General features: G+C 65.8%; 26 protein-coding genes and 1 pseudogene. 24 read left to right on the forward strand and 3 right to left on the reverse strand.

Going from position 1 to position 15,140, the window contains the following annotated elements:
* Window positions 1–2: 2 nt before the first annotated feature.
* The 24 genes and pseudogenes from rplB to G5B46_RS24620 form a co-directional block, all read left to right on the forward strand.
* Window positions 3–839, forward strand: a complete 837-nt coding sequence (rplB, locus tag G5B46_RS22985) for a 50S ribosomal protein L2 (RefSeq protein ID WP_058348434.1) — start codon at window positions 3–5, stop codon at window positions 837–839.
* 3 nt (window positions 840–842) lie between these two features.
* Window positions 843–1,121 carry a 30S ribosomal protein S19 gene (gene rpsS / locus G5B46_RS22990; RefSeq protein WP_029912294.1) on the forward strand — a complete coding sequence of 93 codons (279 nt, stop codon included), beginning with the start codon at window positions 843–845 and terminating at the stop codon, window positions 1,119–1,121.
* A 2-nt stretch (window positions 1,122–1,123) separates the two neighbouring features.
* Entirely contained in the window at window positions 1,124–1,504 is a 381-nt protein-coding gene (rplV, locus tag G5B46_RS22995) for a 50S ribosomal protein L22 (protein WP_116489696.1), read from the forward strand.
* Entirely contained in the window at window positions 1,504–2,253 is a 750-nt protein-coding gene (rpsC, locus tag G5B46_RS23000; RefSeq protein WP_058348436.1) for a 30S ribosomal protein S3, read from the forward strand. The genes rplV and rpsC overlap by 1 nt, the downstream gene beginning before the upstream one ends.
* 12 nt (window positions 2,254–2,265) lie before the next feature.
* Window positions 2,266–2,697: a 50S ribosomal protein L16 gene (gene rplP / locus G5B46_RS23005; RefSeq protein WP_058348437.1), complete on the forward strand. Its 432-nt coding sequence runs from the start codon at window positions 2,266–2,268 to the stop codon at window positions 2,695–2,697.
* 5 nt (window positions 2,698–2,702) lie between these two features.
* Entirely contained in the window at window positions 2,703–2,894 is a 192-nt protein-coding gene (rpmC, locus tag G5B46_RS23010; RefSeq protein WP_165262848.1) for a 50S ribosomal protein L29, read from the forward strand.
* 10 nt (window positions 2,895–2,904) lie between these two features.
* Complete coding sequence (gene rpsQ, locus G5B46_RS23015; RefSeq protein ID WP_101715813.1) at window positions 2,905–3,144, forward strand: 30S ribosomal protein S17; 240 nt, start codon at window positions 2,905–2,907, stop codon at window positions 3,142–3,144.
* 18 nt (window positions 3,145–3,162) lie between these two features.
* Window positions 3,163–3,531 (forward strand): 50S ribosomal protein L14, encoded by a 369-nt coding sequence (rplN, locus tag G5B46_RS23020; RefSeq protein WP_058348440.1) that lies wholly within the window; start codon window positions 3,163–3,165, stop codon window positions 3,529–3,531.
* Window positions 3,531–3,845, forward strand: coding sequence for a 50S ribosomal protein L24 (gene rplX / locus G5B46_RS23025; RefSeq protein ID WP_101719241.1), 315 nt, complete (start codon window positions 3,531–3,533; stop codon window positions 3,843–3,845). Before rplN ends, rplX begins: the two co-directional genes overlap by 1 nt.
* On the forward strand, window positions 3,838–4,395 hold the full coding sequence (gene rplE, locus G5B46_RS23030; protein ID WP_109455089.1) for a 50S ribosomal protein L5: 558 nt from the start codon (window positions 3,838–3,840) through the stop codon (window positions 4,393–4,395). The genes rplX and rplE overlap by 8 nt, the downstream gene beginning before the upstream one ends.
* Before the next feature lie 23 nt (window positions 4,396–4,418).
* Window positions 4,419–4,724 (forward strand): 30S ribosomal protein S14, encoded by a 306-nt coding sequence (rpsN, locus tag G5B46_RS23035; protein WP_058348443.1) that lies wholly within the window; start codon window positions 4,419–4,421, stop codon window positions 4,722–4,724.
* Window positions 4,725–4,734: 10 nt separating this feature from the next.
* A complete protein-coding gene (rpsH, locus tag G5B46_RS23040; RefSeq protein ID WP_058348444.1) occupies window positions 4,735–5,133 on the forward strand; it encodes a 30S ribosomal protein S8 in 399 nt (132 codons plus the stop codon).
* 18 nt (window positions 5,134–5,151) lie between these two features.
* On the forward strand, window positions 5,152–5,685 hold the full coding sequence (gene rplF / locus G5B46_RS23045; RefSeq protein WP_165262850.1) for a 50S ribosomal protein L6: 534 nt from the start codon (window positions 5,152–5,154) through the stop codon (window positions 5,683–5,685).
* Between the two features lie 3 nt (window positions 5,686–5,688).
* Complete coding sequence (gene rplR / locus G5B46_RS23050; RefSeq protein WP_101715818.1) at window positions 5,689–6,039, forward strand: 50S ribosomal protein L18; 351 nt, start codon at window positions 5,689–5,691, stop codon at window positions 6,037–6,039.
* Window positions 6,040–6,049: 10 nt separating this feature from the next.
* A complete protein-coding gene (gene rpsE, locus G5B46_RS23055; RefSeq protein ID WP_058348447.1) occupies window positions 6,050–6,655 on the forward strand; it encodes a 30S ribosomal protein S5 in 606 nt (201 codons plus the stop codon).
* A gap of 3 nt (window positions 6,656–6,658) precedes the next feature.
* Window positions 6,659–6,844, forward strand: a complete 186-nt coding sequence (rpmD, locus tag G5B46_RS23060) for a 50S ribosomal protein L30 (RefSeq protein ID WP_165262852.1) — start codon at window positions 6,659–6,661, stop codon at window positions 6,842–6,844.
* A 152-nt stretch (window positions 6,845–6,996) separates the two neighbouring features.
* Window positions 6,997–7,482, forward strand: coding sequence for a 50S ribosomal protein L15 (gene rplO, locus G5B46_RS23065; RefSeq protein ID WP_165262854.1), 486 nt, complete (start codon window positions 6,997–6,999; stop codon window positions 7,480–7,482).
* A gap of 297 nt (window positions 7,483–7,779) precedes the next feature.
* On the forward strand, window positions 7,780–9,138 hold the full coding sequence (gene secY, locus G5B46_RS23070; RefSeq protein WP_165262856.1) for a preprotein translocase subunit SecY: 1,359 nt from the start codon (window positions 7,780–7,782) through the stop codon (window positions 9,136–9,138).
* 123 nt (window positions 9,139–9,261) lie between these two features.
* Window positions 9,262–9,831, forward strand: coding sequence for an adenylate kinase (locus G5B46_RS23075; protein WP_058348451.1), 570 nt, complete (start codon window positions 9,262–9,264; stop codon window positions 9,829–9,831).
* 172 nt (window positions 9,832–10,003) lie between these two features.
* The gene (gene rpsM / locus G5B46_RS23080) at window positions 10,004–10,372 is read left to right on the forward strand and encodes a 30S ribosomal protein S13 (RefSeq protein WP_165262858.1); all 369 of its coding nucleotides are present in this window, start codon (window positions 10,004–10,006) and stop codon (window positions 10,370–10,372) included.
* A gap of 13 nt (window positions 10,373–10,385) precedes the next feature.
* Window positions 10,386–10,775, forward strand: coding sequence for a 30S ribosomal protein S11 (gene rpsK, locus G5B46_RS23085; RefSeq protein ID WP_058348453.1), 390 nt, complete (start codon window positions 10,386–10,388; stop codon window positions 10,773–10,775).
* Window positions 10,776–10,848: 73 nt separating this feature from the next.
* Window positions 10,849–11,865, forward strand: a complete 1,017-nt coding sequence (locus tag G5B46_RS23090; RefSeq protein ID WP_058348454.1) for a DNA-directed RNA polymerase subunit alpha — start codon at window positions 10,849–10,851, stop codon at window positions 11,863–11,865.
* 195 nt (window positions 11,866–12,060) lie between these two features.
* Window positions 12,061–12,474, forward strand: coding sequence for a 50S ribosomal protein L17 (gene rplQ, locus G5B46_RS23095; protein WP_101715823.1), 414 nt, complete (start codon window positions 12,061–12,063; stop codon window positions 12,472–12,474).
* Window positions 12,475–12,558: 84 nt separating this feature from the next.
* Window positions 12,559–12,643 (forward strand): annotated as a pseudogene (locus tag G5B46_RS24620) (hypothetical protein); the annotation flags it as partial.
* A gap of 26 nt (window positions 12,644–12,669) precedes the next feature.
* Here the strand turns inward: G5B46_RS24620 and G5B46_RS23100 are convergent.
* Genes G5B46_RS23100 through G5B46_RS23110 form a run of 3 tightly spaced genes read right to left on the reverse strand, consistent with a single transcriptional unit; the run spans window position 12,670 to window position 15,036 of the window.
* A complete protein-coding gene (locus tag G5B46_RS23100) occupies window positions 12,670–13,338 on the reverse strand; it encodes a hypothetical protein (protein ID WP_165262860.1) in 669 nt (222 codons plus the stop codon).
* On the reverse strand, window positions 13,335–14,144 hold the full coding sequence (locus G5B46_RS23105) for an ABC transporter permease subunit (protein WP_165262862.1): 810 nt from the start codon (window positions 14,142–14,144) through the stop codon (window positions 13,335–13,337). The genes G5B46_RS23100 and G5B46_RS23105 overlap by 4 nt, the downstream gene beginning before the upstream one ends.
* On the reverse strand, window positions 14,134–15,036 hold the full coding sequence (locus G5B46_RS23110) for an ABC transporter ATP-binding protein (protein WP_165262864.1): 903 nt from the start codon (window positions 15,034–15,036) through the stop codon (window positions 14,134–14,136). The genes G5B46_RS23105 and G5B46_RS23110 overlap by 11 nt, the downstream gene beginning before the upstream one ends.
* Between the last annotated feature and the right edge of the window lie 104 nt (window positions 15,037–15,140).

Below are 15,140 nucleotides of genomic sequence, written 5' to 3' on the forward strand. Positions count from 1 at the left end.
ACATGGCCTTGAAGCACTTTAACCCGACCAGCCCCGGCCAGCGCGGCCTGGTGCTGATCGATCGCAGCGAGCTCCACAAGGGCCGTCCGGAAAAGAAGCTCGTTGAGGGCCTCTCGAAGTCGGGCGGTCGTGGCGGCAACGGCCGTATCGCCGTTCGCTTCCGCGGCGGCGGCGCCAAGCGCCTGTACCGCCTGGTGGACTTCAAGCGTCGTAAGCAAGGCACGGCCACGGTCGTTCGTCTCGAGTACGATCCGAACCGCACCGCGTTCATCGCCCTGATCAAGTATCAGGACGGCGAGCTGGCCTACATCCTGGCCCCGCAACGCCTCAAGGCCGGCGACGAAGTCGTCACCGCCGAGAAGGTCGACGTGAAGCCGGGCAACGCCTCGCCGCTGCGCACCCTGCCGATCGGTACGATCATCCACAACGTCGAGCTGAAGCCCGCCAAGGGCGGTCAGATCGCCCGTTCGGCCGGCGCCTACGCCCAGCTGGTCGGTCGTGACGCCGGCTACGCCCAGATCCGCCTGAACTCGGGCGAGCTGCGCATGGTCCTCGACACCTGCATGGCCACCGTCGGCGCGGTTTCGAACCCCGACCACATGAACGAAAACCTCGGCAAGGCCGGTCGTGTTCGTCACATGGGTCGTCGCCCGCACGTCCGCGGCGTCGCCATGAACCCGGTCGACCACCCCCACGGTGGTGGTGAAGGCCGCACCTCGGGCGGTCGCCACCCGGTGACCCCGGCTGGTAAGCCGACCAAGGGCGCCAAGACCCGCGTCAACAAGGCCACGGATAAGTTCATCATCCGTTCGCGCCACAAAGCGAAGAAGGGCCGCTAAGCCATGACCCGCTCCGTCTGGAAAGGCCCGTTTGTCGACGGGTACCTCCTGAAGAAGGCCGACGCCGCTCTGTCGTCGGGCCGCAAGGACGTCATCAAGACCTGGTCGCGTCGCTCGACGATCATGCCGCAATTCGTCGGCCTGACCTTCGGCGTCCACAACGGCCAGAAGCACGTCCCGGTCTCCGTGTCGGAAGACATGGTCGGCATGAAGTTCGGCGAGTTCGCTCCCACGCGTAACTTCCCGGGCCACGCCGCCGACAAGAAGGCCAAGAGGAAGTAATCATGGCCAAGCAAAAGCAAGCTCGCCGCCTGGAAGGCGTTGAGGCGATGGCCAAGGTGCGCACCCTGCGCACCAGCCCGCGCAAGCTGAACCTGGTCGCTCAGTCCATCCGTGGCCTGAACGTCCAGCGCGCTCTGAACGAGCTCGAATTCAGCCACAAGCGTATCGCCCAGGACGTCCGCAAGGCGCTGTACTCGGCGATCTCGAACGCCGAGAACAACCACAACCTCGACATCGACTCCCTGGTCGTCGCCGAGGCCTATGTGGGCAAGAACCTGGTGATGAAGCGCTTCTCGCCCCGCGCCCGCGGTCGTGCGACGCGCGTGGAAAAGCCGTTCTCCGAGATCACGATCGTGGTCCGCGAACTGGGTGAGGCCGCCTAATGGGTCAGAAAGTCAATCCGGTCGGGCTGCGGCTCGGCGTGAACCGCACCTGGGACAGCCGTTGGTTCTCCGACGGCGACCAGTACGGCAAGATGCTGCACCAGGACCTCGCGATCCGCGCCGCCCTGAAGAAGCGCCTGTACCAAGCTGGCGTCTCGCGCATCATCATCGAGCGTCCGCACAAGAAGTGCCGCATCACGATCTATGCCGCCCGTCCGGGCGTCATCATCGGCAAGAAGGGCGCTGACATCGAGAAGCTCCGCAAGGACCTCTCGGTGATGACCGAAGGCGAAGTCCACCTGAACATCGTCGAGATCCGCAAGCCGGAAACCGACGCTCAGCTGGTCGCCGAGTCCATCGCTCAGCAACTCGAGCGCCGGATCGCCTTCCGTCGTGCGATGAAGCGTTCGATCCAGTCGGCCGTGCGTCTCGGCGCCAAGGGCGTCCGGATCAACGTCTCGGGCCGCCTCGGCGGCGCCGAAATCGCCCGCATGGAATGGTACCGCGAAGGTCGCGTTCCGCTGCACACCCTGCGCGCGGACATCGACTACGGTTTCGCTGAAGCCAAGACCACCTACGGCATCATCGGCGTGAAGACCTGGATCTTCAAAGGCGAAGTGCTGGAGCATGACCCGATGGCGCTGGACAAGCGTCTCGCTTCCGAATCCGGCCCGGCCGGTGAAGGCGGTGGACGTGAGCGCGGCGATCGCCCGGACCGCGGCGACCGCGGCCGCCGCAATCGGGACTAAGGATAGAGCGCTATGCTGTCACCGAAGAAAACCAAGTTCCGCAAGCAGTTCAAGGGCCGTATCCACGGCGCCTCGAAGGGCGGCACCCTGCTGAACTTCGGCTCCTACGGCCTCAAGGCCGTTGAGCCGGAGCGCATCACGGCTCGCCAGATCGAAGCTGCTCGTCGCGCCATCACCCGCCAGATGAAGCGTCAAGGCCGCGTCTGGATTCGTATCTTCCCGGACGTGCCGGTCACCGGCAAGCCGGCCGAAGTCCGGATGGGTAAGGGCAAGGGCGCCGTCGATTACTGGGCCGCTCGCGTGGCCCCCGGCCGCATCATGTTCGAAATCGACGGCGTGCCGGACGATATCGCGCGTGAAGCGCTGCGCCTCGGCGCGGCGAAGCTGCCGATCCGCACCCGTGTGGTCACCCGCCTCGACGCGGGCGTGGCCGTGGAGGCTTGAGGCTCATGAAGATCGCCGACATCCGGGGCCTGACCCCCGATCAACTCGCCGAAACCCTGATCAGCCTGAAGAAGGAGCAGTTCAACCTGCGCTTCCAGGCCGCCACGGGCCAGGTCGAGAAGACCCACCGCGTCAACGAGATCCGCAAGGATATCGCGCGGATCAAGACCGTGCTGCGCGCCAAGGCCGCGGCGTAAGGAGAACGATATGCCCAAGCGTATCCTCGAAGGGGTCGTCGTCTCCGATAAGGGTGACAAGACCGTTGTGGTGAAGGTGGAACGCACCATCGTTCACCCCCTTCTGAAGAAGATCGTGCGCCGCTCTAAGAAGTACCACGCGCACGACGAAGCCAATGTGTACAAGACGGGCGAAACCATTCGCATCGTCGAGTGCGCTCCGAAGTCCAAGCTGAAGACCTGGGAAGTGCTTCCCAAGGCTTCGGCCTAAGTCTGGAAGGTCTAAACCATGATCCAGATGCAAACTAACCTGGACGTCGCCGACAACTCTGGCGCTCGCCGGGTCATGTGCATCAAGGTGTTGGGCGGCGCTGGCCGTCGCTACGCCAGCGTTGGCGACGTCATCGTCGTCTCCGTGAAGGAAGCCATCCCGCGCGGTCGCGTGAAGAAGGGTGACGTTCTGCGCGCCGTCGTGGTTCGCGTGAACCAAGGCCTGAAGCGCAAAGACGGTTCGATGATCCGCTTCGACAAGAACGCGGCCGTCATCGTCAACAAGCAGAGCGAGCCGGTCGGCACGCGGATCTTCGGCCCGGTTCCCCGTGAACTGCGCGCCAAGAACCACATGAAGATCATCTCCCTCGCGCCGGAGGTGCTGTAATGGCTGCTAAGATCAAGAAGGGCGACCGCGTCGTCGTTCTCGCCGGCAAGGACAAGGGCAAGCAAGGCGCTGTGACCCAAGTCCTGCCGAAGGAAAACCGGGTTGTCGTGGAGGGCGTGAACATGGTCGCCCGCCACACCAAGCCGACCCAAGCCGACCCCCAGGGCGGCATCAAGCACAAGGAAGCCGCGCTGCACGTCTCGAACGTCGCCGTCGTGGACTCCAACGGCAAGCCCACCCGCGTCGGCTTCAAGATCGAAGGCGACAAGAAGGTGCGCGTCGCCAAGACGACCGGCGAGGTGATCAATGGCTGATCAAGCTTACGAGCCCCGGCTGAAGACCGTCTATCGCGAGCGCATCCGCGCCGCGATGAAGGAGCAGTTCGGCTACACCAACGAGATGCAGATCCCCAAGCTGGACAAGATCGTCCTGAACATGGGTATCGGCGAAGCCGTGGCCGACTCGAAGAAGGCCCAGCTGGCTCTGAAGGAACTGGAAGCGATCGCCGGCCAAAAGCCCGTCGCGACCCGCGCCCGCAAGTCGATCGCCGGCTTCAAGCTGCGCGAAGGCATGGTGGTCGGCGCCAAGGTCACCCTGCGCAAGGACCGGATGTTTGAATTCCTCGACCGCCTGGTCACGATCGCGCTGCCGCGCGTGAAGGACTTCCGTGGTCTGAACGGCAAGAGCTTCGACGGCCGTGGCAACTACGCCATGGGCCTGAAGGAGCACCTGGTGTTCCCGGAAATCAACTATGACCAGATCGAGCAGATCTGGGGCATGGACATCATCGTCTGCACCACTGCGAAGTCCGACCAGGAAGCCAAGGCTCTCCTGAAGGAATTCCAGTTCCCGTTCGTCAACTAAGAGAGCGGGAAGGGAAAGAAACCATGGCCAAGAAAAGCGCCGTCAACCGCAACGAAGCCGTCAAGGCTCTCGTGAAGCAGTACGCCGAAAAGCGCGCCGCGCTTAAGGCGATCGCCAACGACGAGACCCTGCCGCTCGAGGAACGCTTCGAGGCTCGCCTCAAGCTGGCGAAGCTGCCCCGCAGCAGCTCGCCGATCCGCATTCGCAACCGCTGCGAAGTCACGGGCCGTCCGCGCGCCTACTACCGCAAGCTTAAGATGAGCCGTGTGGCCCTTCGCGAACTCGGTTCGCAAGGCCTGATCCCCGGCCTCGTCAAGTCGAGCTGGTGAGGACGATCAGATGTCGATGAACGACCCCCTGAGCGACATGATCGCTCGCATCAAGAACGCCGCCCTGCGCAAGCGCAACAAGGTCTCGACGCCGGCTTCCAAGCTGCGCGCCCGCGTCCTCGACGTGCTGGCCGACGAGGGCTACATCCGCGGCTACTCGCTCGTCGAAAAGCCCGGCGCGTTCCCCGAATTCGAGATCGAGCTCAAGTACTTCGACGGTGAGCCCGTGATCGCCGAGATCAGCCGCGTGTCCAAGCCTGGCCGTCGCGTCTATTCGTCGATCAAGGACCTCAAGCCGATCAAGAACGGCCTGGGCATCTCGATCCTGTCGACGCCGAAGGGCGTCATGTCGGACACCGCCGCGCGCGACGCTAACGTCGGCGGCGAAGTCCTCTGCCGCGTCTACTAGGCGCGGGAGGGAAAGAGCATGTCACGTATCGGTAAGAAAGCCGTCGCAATCCCCTCGGGCGTGCAAGTCACGCTCGCGGGTCAGACGGTCACGGTGAAGGGCCCGAAGGGTCAGCTGTCGTGGACGATCGCCGACGAAGTCGAAGTCAAGCAAGAGGGCTCCGAGCTCCTGCTGGCTCCGCGCGTCGACACCAAGCGCGCCAAGGGCATGTGGGGTCTGTCCCGCACTCTGGTGGCCAACATGGTGCACGGCGTCACCGCCGGCTTCGAGGAAAACCTCGAGCTGGTCGGCGTCGGTTACCGCGCCGCCATGAAGGGCACCGCCCTGAGCCTCCAACTCGGTTTCAGCCACGACGTGGACGTTGAGGCTCCGGCCGGCGTCACCTTCGCTGTGCCGAAGCAAACCGAAATCAAGATCGCCGGCATCGACAAGCAGGCGGTCGGCGAGATTGCCGCGAAGATCCGCCGCATTCGTCCGCCTGAGCCGTACAAGGGCAAGGGCGTGCGCTATGCTGGCGAGAAGGTTCGCCGCAAGGAAGGCAAGAAGAAGTAAGCCATGGCGCTCTCTCCTCGTGAATCGGCGGCCAAGCGCGCTCAGCGCAACCGGACCCGCCTCAAGTCGCTGGCCAACGGCCGTCCGCGTCTGTCGGTCTTCCGCTCGTCCAAGAACATCTACGCCCAGATCATCGATGATGAACGCGGCGTGACCCTGGCGTCGGCTTCCACCCTGGAAGCCGAAGGCAAGGGCGCGGATAAGGACGCTGCGGCCGCCGTCGGCAAGCTCGTCGCCGAGCGCGCGATCGAAAAGGGCGTCAAGGACGTCGTCTTCGATCGTGGCGGCTACATCTTCCACGGACGGGTGAAAGCCCTGGCCGACGCCGCGCGCGAAGCCGGCCTGAACTTCTAAGGGAAACACAATGGCTCGTGGTGACCAACAGCGCGGTGAAGGCGGTCAACGCCGTGACCGTCGCGACCGCAACGCCCCCGAAGAGCGGGTCGACAGCGACATCGTCGAAAAGCTCGTCCACATCAACCGCGTCGCCGCCACCGTGAAGGGCGGCCGTCGCTTCAGCTTCGCCGCTCTGATGGTCGTTGGCGACCAAAAGGGCCGCGTCGGCTTCGGTCATGGCAAGGCGCGTGAAGTGCCGGAAGCCATCCGCAAGGCGACCGAAGAAGCCAAGAAGACCATGATCCGCGTCCCGCTCCGCGAGTCGCGCACCCTGCACCACGACGGCGCTGGCCGTTGGGGCGCTGGTAAGGTCATGATGCGCGCTGCCCCTCCGGGCACGGGCGTCATCGCCGGTGGTCCGATGCGCGCGGTTCTCGAAACCCTGGGCGTCCAGGACGTCGTGGCCAAGTCGACGGGTTCCTCGAACCCGTACAACATGGTGCGCGCCACGTTCGAAGCCCTCAAGGTGCAGTCGTCGCCCCGCCAGATCGCCGCCAAGCGCGGCAAGAAGGTTGGCGACATCCTCGGCCGTCGCGCCGACGGCGCTTCGTCGCCGGAAGCCATCGAGGGCTAAGTCATGGCTGAAGCTAAAACCGTCACCCTGCGCCAGACCGGTTCGCCGATCCGTCGTGAAAAGGACCAGCGCGCCACGCTCGCCGGTCTGGGTCTCAACAAGCTGGGCCGCACGTCCACGCTGGAAGACACCCCGTCGGTCCGCGGCATGATCCGCAAGGTCCAGCACCTGCTGGAAATCGTCGAGTAAGTCTGTTACACGACGACCCAAGATCGCCACCCCGGTGAAAGCCGGGGTGGCTTTCGTTTGAAGTTTCACCTTTTTGGTGACGCTTCACCTCAAAGTTTTCAACGCCGAGTCCGGCCATGCGGCCGGGCGCAGATCTCCAAGGAGAGGCACATATGACCAAGCTGAACGAACTGGCTCCGGCTCCCGGCTCCACCAAGGGCCGCATGCGCGTCGGCCGCGGCCCGGGTTCGGGCAAGGGCAAGACCGGCGGTCGCGGTGTGAAGGGCCAGAAGGCGCGCTCGGGCGTCGCCATCAACGGCTTCGAAGGCGGTCAAATGCCGCTGCACATGCGCATGCCGAAGCGCGGCTTCAACAACCCCTTCCGCCTGGAGTTCGCTGAAGTGAACCTGTGGCGCCTGGAGCAAGCCGTCGAAGCCGGCAAGCTGAAGGCCGGCGCTGAAGTCAGCGTCGCCGACCTGGTCGCCGCCGGCGTCATCCGTCGTGAACTCGACGGTGTGAAGCTGCTGGGCAAGGGCGAAATCAAGTCGGCCCTGAAGCTGACCGTCTACTCGGCCACCGAAGCCGCCATCAAGGCCGTCGAGGCCGCTGGTGGTTCGGTCACCGTGACCAAGAAGGCCAAGGCGCAAGCCGAAGCCTAAGACCACAGTGTCATCCCGAGCCGCCCAGCGTTCCTAGGGGATCCGGGCGGCGCGGGAGCCGGGCGGGGTAGGGGCCTTTGCGCACCAGCCCGCCATAAAGCCCCATCGGGATGACGATCTTACGAGGCTCGCCGTGACATCACGGCGAGCCTCACCTATGTGTGGCTCCGCACTGGGGCCTAAGCCAAGAGCGTCGGCGATTCCGCCGATCTCCGGCCAGGCCCCGTACAATACTTGGAGCGCGCTCCGCGTCGTCGCCTTCGACGATCCGGCCGCGCTCTCGTCGTGGGGAATTGAATGGCCTCGGCCGCCGAACAGCTCGCAGCCAACATGAACTTCGGGTCCTTCCAGAAGGCCACCGAACTTCACAAGCGCATCTGGTTTACGCTCATCGCCCTGGTGGTGTTCCGCCTGGGCACCTACGTGCCGATCCCGGGCATCAACCCGGAAGCCTTCGCCAGCGCCTTCGCCGGCCAGTCGAAGGGCATCCTGGGCATGTTCAACATGTTCTCGGGCGGCGCCGTCGAGCGCATGGCGATCTTCTCGCTGAACGTGATGCCCTACATCAGCGCCTCGATCATCGTGCAGCTGATGGGCTCGGTGTATCCGCCGTGGGAAAAGCTGAAGAAGGAAGGCGGCGAAGCCGGCCGCAAGACCCTCAACCAGTACACCCGCTACCTGGCCGTCATCCTGGCCCTGGTGCAGTCGTTCTCGATCGCCGTCGGCCTGCAGAGCCAGCCGAACCTGGTCTATTCGGAACTGCCGGGCTGGTTCTTCGTCCTGTCGACCGTGGTCTCGCTGACCGGCGGCACCCTGTTCCTGATGTGGCTGGGCGAGCAGATCACCAGCCGCGGCGTGGGCAACGGCGTGTCCCTGATCATCTTCGCCGGCATCGTCGCGGCCCTGCCGCGCGGTCTTGGCCAGCTGTTCGTCACCGCCCAGAACACCGGCAACTACTTCCCGCTGATGGTGATCTTCGTGCTCGCCGTGGCGGTGATCTTCGCCATCGTGTTCATGGAGCGCTCGCAGCGCCGCCTGCTGGTGCACTATCCCAAGCGCCAGCAAGGCAACCGCATGGTCGGCGGCGACAGCTCGTTCCTGCCGCTGAAGATCAACACCGCGGGCGTCATCCCGCCGATCTTCGCCTCGTCGCTGCTGCTTCTGCCGACGACCGCCATGCAGTTCCTCAACCCGGCCAACCTGCCGAGCTGGGGCCAGTGGCTGCCGACCGTGGTTGGCGCCATGCAGCACGGCCAGCCGCTGTTCATGCTCAGCTACGCGGGCCTGATCATCTTCTTCTCGTTCTTCTACACCTCGGTGGTGTTCAATCCGGACGAGACGGCCGAGAACCTGCGCAAGTACGGCGGCTTCCTGCCGGGCATCCGTCCGGGCAAGCGCACCGCCGAGTACCTCGACTACGTGCTGACCCGCCTGACCGTGATCGGCGCGGCCTACATCACCGCCGTCTGCCTGTTCCCCGAACTGCTGATGGGCGCTCTTGGCAACAAGAACTTCGCTCTGGGCGGCACCTCGATCCTGATCGTGGTGACGGTGACCATGGACACCGTGGCGCAGATCCAGTCCCACCTGCTGGCGCACCAGTACGAGGGCCTGATCAAGAAGTCGAAGTTGCGCGGCGGCCGCGGCGGCCGCTGACGCAAGCGTGAAACCACCCGGAAGCCGGATTGTCACAATCCGGCTTCCGTTTTCTTTGAACGCATTCTAGGTCTGCCCTCGGTGAGGGGCGTCAGACCCTGGGAAACGCGTGAAGGGGCTTTTATGAACTTGATCCTGTTTGGCCCTCCCGGGGCGGGCAAGGGCACCCAGGCCAAGCGACTGGTCGAGCAGCGCGGCATGGTCCAGCTGTCGACCGGCGACATGCTGCGCGCCGCGATCGCCTCGGGCTCGGAGCTCGGGCAGAAGGTCAAGGGCGTGCTGGATCGCGGCGACCTGGTCACCGACGAAATCGTCATCGCTCTCATCGAGGAACGCCTGCCCGAGGCCGAAGCGGCCGGCGGCGCGATCTTCGACGGCTTCCCGCGCACCGTGGCGCAGGCGCAGGCGCTGGACGTCATGCTGGCCAAGCGCGGCCAGAAGATCGACTCCGTCGTGCGACTCGAAGTAGACGAGCCCGCCTTGATCGAGCGGATCACCAAGCGATACGCGGAGCAGGGGCGGTCGGACGACAACCCCGAGACCTTCGTGAACCGTCTGGCCCGCTACAACGCCGACACCGCGCCGCTGCTCCCGTACTACCGCGAGCAGGGCAAGCTGGTGGAAGTGGACGGCATGGGGGCGGTGGAAGCCGTCGCCGCTTCGATCGACGCGACCCTCACGGTCGTGGCGTAAGTTTTAATGGAATCCGTTCCCAGAACGGATTCCGCCATTGACGGATGCGCAACGATCCCTATAACGGGGCGCTTCCGCGAAAGGGCGCGATCTGTGCGCGTCGGTCTGGGTCTTCGGATCGGGCCGAGCGCGCCGTTCGCGTCTTTGGTGCGTGACTAGGAGAACATTAGACGTGGCCCGTATCGCAGGCGTCAACATCCCGACGAACAAGCGCGTTGTCATCGCGCTTCAGTACATTCACGGCATCGGCCCGAAGTCCGCTCGTGACATCGTCACGAAGGTGGGCATCGAGGACGCCCGTCGCGTCAATCAACTGACCGACGCGGAAGTCCTTCAGATCCGTGAAACGATCGACCGTGATTTCACCGTGGAAGGCGACCTGCGTCGCGAAAACTCGATGAACATCAAGCGTCTGATGGACCTGGCCTGCTACCGCGGCCTGCGTCACCGCAAGGGCCTGCCGGTCCGCGGCCAGCGCACCCACACGAACGCTCGTACCCGCAAGGGTCCGGCCAAGCCGATCGCCGGCAAGAAGAAGTAAGGTAGCCTGACCGATGGCCAAGGAACCGGGTCGCGTTAAAAAGCGCGAACGCAAGAACATCACCTCGGGCGTGGCGCACGTGAACGCCTCGTTCAACAACACCATGATCACCATCACGGACGCTCAGGGGAACACCATCTCCTGGTCGAGCGCCGGCATGATGGGCTTCAAGGGCTCGCGCAAGTCGACCCCGTACGCCGCTCAGATGGCCGCCGAAGACGCGGGCAAGAAGGCTGCGGAACACGGCGTGAAGACCCTGGAAGTCAACGTTTCGGGTCCGGGCTCGGGTCGTGAATCGGCTCTGCGCGCTCTGCAGGCCGTCGGCATGACCATCACGACGATCCGCGACGTCACGCCGATCCCGCACAACGGCTGCCGTCCGCCCAAGCGCCGTCGCGTCTAGTATTTTTTAGATCCAATTCTCCTTCGCCGGCTGCGTCAAACGCGGCCGGCGAGTCGCGTTCAAGGGACACCACGTGATCGAAAGAAACTGGAACGAGCTGATCCGTCCTGAGAAGCCGCAGATCGAAACCGGCGCCGACGCCAGCCGCAAGGCTCGCATCGTTGCTGAGCCGCTCGAGCGTGGTTTCGGTGTGACGCTCGGCAACGCCCTGCGTCGCGTTCTCCTCTCGTCGCTGCAAGGCGCCGCCGTCACCGCCATCCAGATCGATGGCGTGGTGCACGAGTTCTCCTCGCTCGAGGGCGTTCGTGAAGACGTCGTCGACATCGTTCTGAATATCAAGCAACTCGCCGTGCGCATGCACGCCGAGGGCCCCAAGCGCATGACCCTGCGCGCCTCGGGCGCCGGTCCGGTCACCGCTGGCCAGATCGAAACCCCGGCCGACATCGAGATCCTCAACCCCGACCACGTGCTCTGCACGCTGGACGAGGGCGGTTCGGTGCGCATGGAATTCACGGTCAACACCGGCAAGGGCTACGTCCCGGCCGACCAGAACCGTCCGGAAGACGCGCCGATCGGCCTGATCGCCGTCGACGCCCTGTACTCGCCGGTGAAGCGCGTGGCCTACAAGGTCGAGCCGACCCGCGAAGGCCAGCGCCTGGACCGTGACAAGCTGACCCTGGAAGTCGAGACCAACGGCGCCGTCACCCCGGTGGACGCCGTGGCTTACGCCGCTCGCATCCTGCAAGACCAGCTGCAGATCTTCATCACCTTCGAAGAGCCCAAGGCCAAGGCCGCGGACGAAACGAAGCCCGAGCTGCCGTTCAACCCGGCTCTGCTCAAGAAGGTCGACGAGCTGGAACTGTCGGTCCGTTCGGCCAACTGCCTGAAGAACGACAACATCGTCTACATCGGCGACCTGATCCAGAAGACCGAAGCCGAGATGCTCCGCACCCCGAACTTCGGTCGCAAGTCGCTGAACGAAATCAAGGAAGTGCTCGCCGGCATGGGTCTGCACCTCGGCATGGACGTGCCGAACTGGCCGCCGGAAAACATCGAAGACCTGGCCAAGAAGTTCGACGACCAGATCTAAGATCGAGACTTTCGCGCTGAATCCGGGCCGCCTTTCGATCCCTCGGGACCGTAAGGCGGCCTGGGCCTTTTGAAGCCGCCATGCGGTGGAGGGCCCCGGCGCATCGCTCTGAACTCGGCCGGGACGAGGCTGGGATTGGTGACCAACAGGCGCCTCATTCGCGCCGCTCGGGCTTAGAGCCCAGGAGATAAAGAAATGCGTCACGGCTACGCCCACCGCAAACTCGGCCGCACCTCGGCTCACCGCACCGCCATGTTCGCCAACATGTCGGCTTCGCTGATCAAGCACGAGCAGATCGTCACCACCCTGCCGAAGGCCAAGGAACTGCGCCCGATCGTCGAAAAGCTGGTCACCCTGGCCAAGCGCGGCGACCTGCACGCTCGTCGTCAGGCCATCAGCTCGGTCCGCGACGTCGAGCAAGTCGGCAAGCTCTTCGCCGTGCTCGGCCCGCGCTACAAGGACCGTCAGGGCGGCTACATCCGCGTCCTGAAGGCCGGCTTCCGCTACGGCGACAACGCCCCGATGGCCGTGATCGAGTTCGTCGACCGCGACGTCTCGGAAAAGGGCAAGGACTCGGGTCCGGTCTACGCCAACGAAGCCGAAGACTAATCTTCAGCCCAGGCTGAAACGAGAAGGCCCCGGAGCGATCCGGGGCCTTTTTGCTGTTTTGGCTGTGCGTCCTTCGAGGCTCGCCTGTGGCTCGCACCTCAGGATGAGGACGTCTTTGCACTGCATTCCTCATCCTGAGGCGCCCGCGCAGCGGGCCTCGAAGGACGCACGATCTAAGTCGCCCATGACGGCGGTTCAGCGGCTGACGATGATGCCGTCGAACTCGGGCAGGGCCAGTTTCAGCTTTTCGCGCGCGAAGGCGCCGGCCGTCAGGGGGCCGTGCACCGTCCCAGGGCCGTCCTTGGCCGCCTGGACGTAGTAGTAGCGGACGGTGTCGTCGGGCGCGTCGCGGCGGGCGATGACGACATGGCGCTCGTCGCCGCCGTACTGGTCGATGCGCGGTCCGAGCACCGTCTCGCAGGTCAGGGCGTCGCGCTCCCAGCACAGGCGCAGGGCCTCGCCCTGGGCGTCGGAGGCCAGGCGGTAGCGGCCGGCGACGACCTCGTAGGTTCCCTGGAAGTCGAGCCAGCCCGCGCCGCCGGCGCCGCGCACGTAGCGGACGTCGCGTTCGGTCCACTTGCCCTGCAGGCGCACCGTCTCGTGACACAGCGCGACGTCGGGGATCGAGGTCATGCGGCAGGTCGCGGGCTTGCGCTGGGTGGGCGAGGGCGGCGGCGTCGGGGCCGGCAGCCTGCGCGCCTCGGCCAGCGCCGCCTCGCGCGCGATGGCCGCCTTCTCGATGCTGGCCTGCAGCTCCGGCGACAGCGTGAAGTCCGGCTGGGCGGCGCAGGCGCCGCCGGCGGCGGCCAGCAAGGCGGCCGCCCCGGAAAAGCAGGCGGCGCGCAGCGGAAACAACCTCGTCATTCGCGCGTCAGGTCCTGCCGCTGGAAGAGCGCCAGAGCCGCGGCCGACAGGCCGGCCAGCCAGGCCAGCAGGAAGCCGAGCGCCAGGGCCCAGGGCGCGGGCTCGTCGGTGACGCTGCGCGGCATGAGCAGGACGGTCTTGAGCAAGTCGCCGGAGAAGGCCGGGATGGCCAGGGCCTTGAGGCTGGGCTCGTGCATCTGGCTGGCGACGATCGACTGGACGGCGGCGAACGCCAGCCCGACGATCAGCGCGCCCATGGTCGAGCGCGTGACGACGCCCACCAGGGCCGACAGGGCGACCAGCACCATCAACTGCAGCCAGCTGATCGCGAAGGTCCCGGCCAGGTCGACGAGGGGCGAGCCGCCCGGGTAGCCGACGAGCGGTCCGCCGCTGGTGGCGGCGCTGAACAGGCCGCCCACGGCCGCGGCCAGGGTGTAGAGCACGAGGCTGATCGCCACCGCGGCCGCCACCGTCGCCAGCTTGGCCAGCAGCAGGTTCACGCGGCCGTTGCGCGGGGTCAGCAGCCGCCAGGTCTCCCAGCGATAGTCGCCGGCCAGCACCGCGGTCGACAGGATCAGCACGAACAGCCCCACGACCGGCGAAGCGCCGCCGGCCAGGGCCTTGACCATGCGCCCGACGATGTCGACGGGGATCGGCGGGGCGCCCTTCATCAGGCTGCGCGCGAAAAGCTCGCCGCCGATGTTGAGGACGAGGCCCGCGATCGGGGCGAAAAGCACGCCCCAGAACAGCGTCCCGCGGTCCTTGAGCAGACGAAAGCGTTCGGCGGAGATGGCGTCAGCGAGCATCGGCCGGCTCCTTGGCTTGCAGGATGTCGAGATAGGCGCTCTCCAGGTCGGCCTCGCGCCAGCGGGCCTCGTGGATGTCGACGCCGGCGCCCACCAGGGCGCGGATCAGGGCGGGGGCCTCGTGGCGCTCGATCTGCGCCAGCGCCGCGTCGGGGCCGTCAGCCGCGCCCTGCTCGCCGAGGATCTGCAGAACCTGGGGGAGGGGGCTGGCGACGATGCGCAGGGCGGGCTTGCGACCGGCCAGGGTCTCGACCGGCCCTTCGGCCACCAGCTTGCCCTTGGCCAGGATCGCCACGCGGTCGCAGACGCGCCGCACTTCGTCCAGCTGATGGCTGGCCAGGATGATGGTCGCGCCTTCCTCGGCGGCCAGGCGGCGGATCAGTTCGCGAATCTCCTGGATGCCGGCCGGGTCCATGCCGCTGGTCGGCTCGTCCAGGATGGCCAGGGTCGGGCGGGTGAAGAACACCGCCGCCAGTCCCAGCCGCTGCTTCATGCCCACCGAATAGGTCGAGGTCTTGCGGTCGGCCGCGCCCGTCAGGCCCACCCGGTCCAGCCAGCCGTCGATGTCGACGTCATGGGCGCCGCTCTGCAGGGCCAGCATCTTCAGCGCGTCGCGGGCGGTCAGGTAGGGCGGATAGCGCGGCGTCTCGATCATCGCGCCCACCCGGCGCAGCGACGAGGCGTGGCCTGCGGGCGATCCCGACAGTCGCGCGACGCCGGACGAGGGCCGCACCAGGCCCATGGCGATGCGGAACAGGGTGCTCTTGCCCGCGCCGTTGGGGCCCAGCACGCCGAACACCCCGCCGGCGGGGATCCTCAGGGTCAGGTCGTCCAGCGCCCGCACGGCACCATAGGTCTTGGTCAGCCCTTCGGCCTCGAGCGCGTAACTCATGCGGCGCGGGCCCGGCTCGGCGACATCGGACGACTCCCTTATGAACTTGTCGCGACTATGGGCGATGGAACGCAGGTCGGCCAAGTTGTTTGGCGGCTGCAATA

Source organism: Caulobacter sp. 602-2, assembly GCF_011043625.1.
Taxonomy (GTDB): domain Bacteria; phylum Pseudomonadota; class Alphaproteobacteria; order Caulobacterales; family Caulobacteraceae; genus Caulobacter.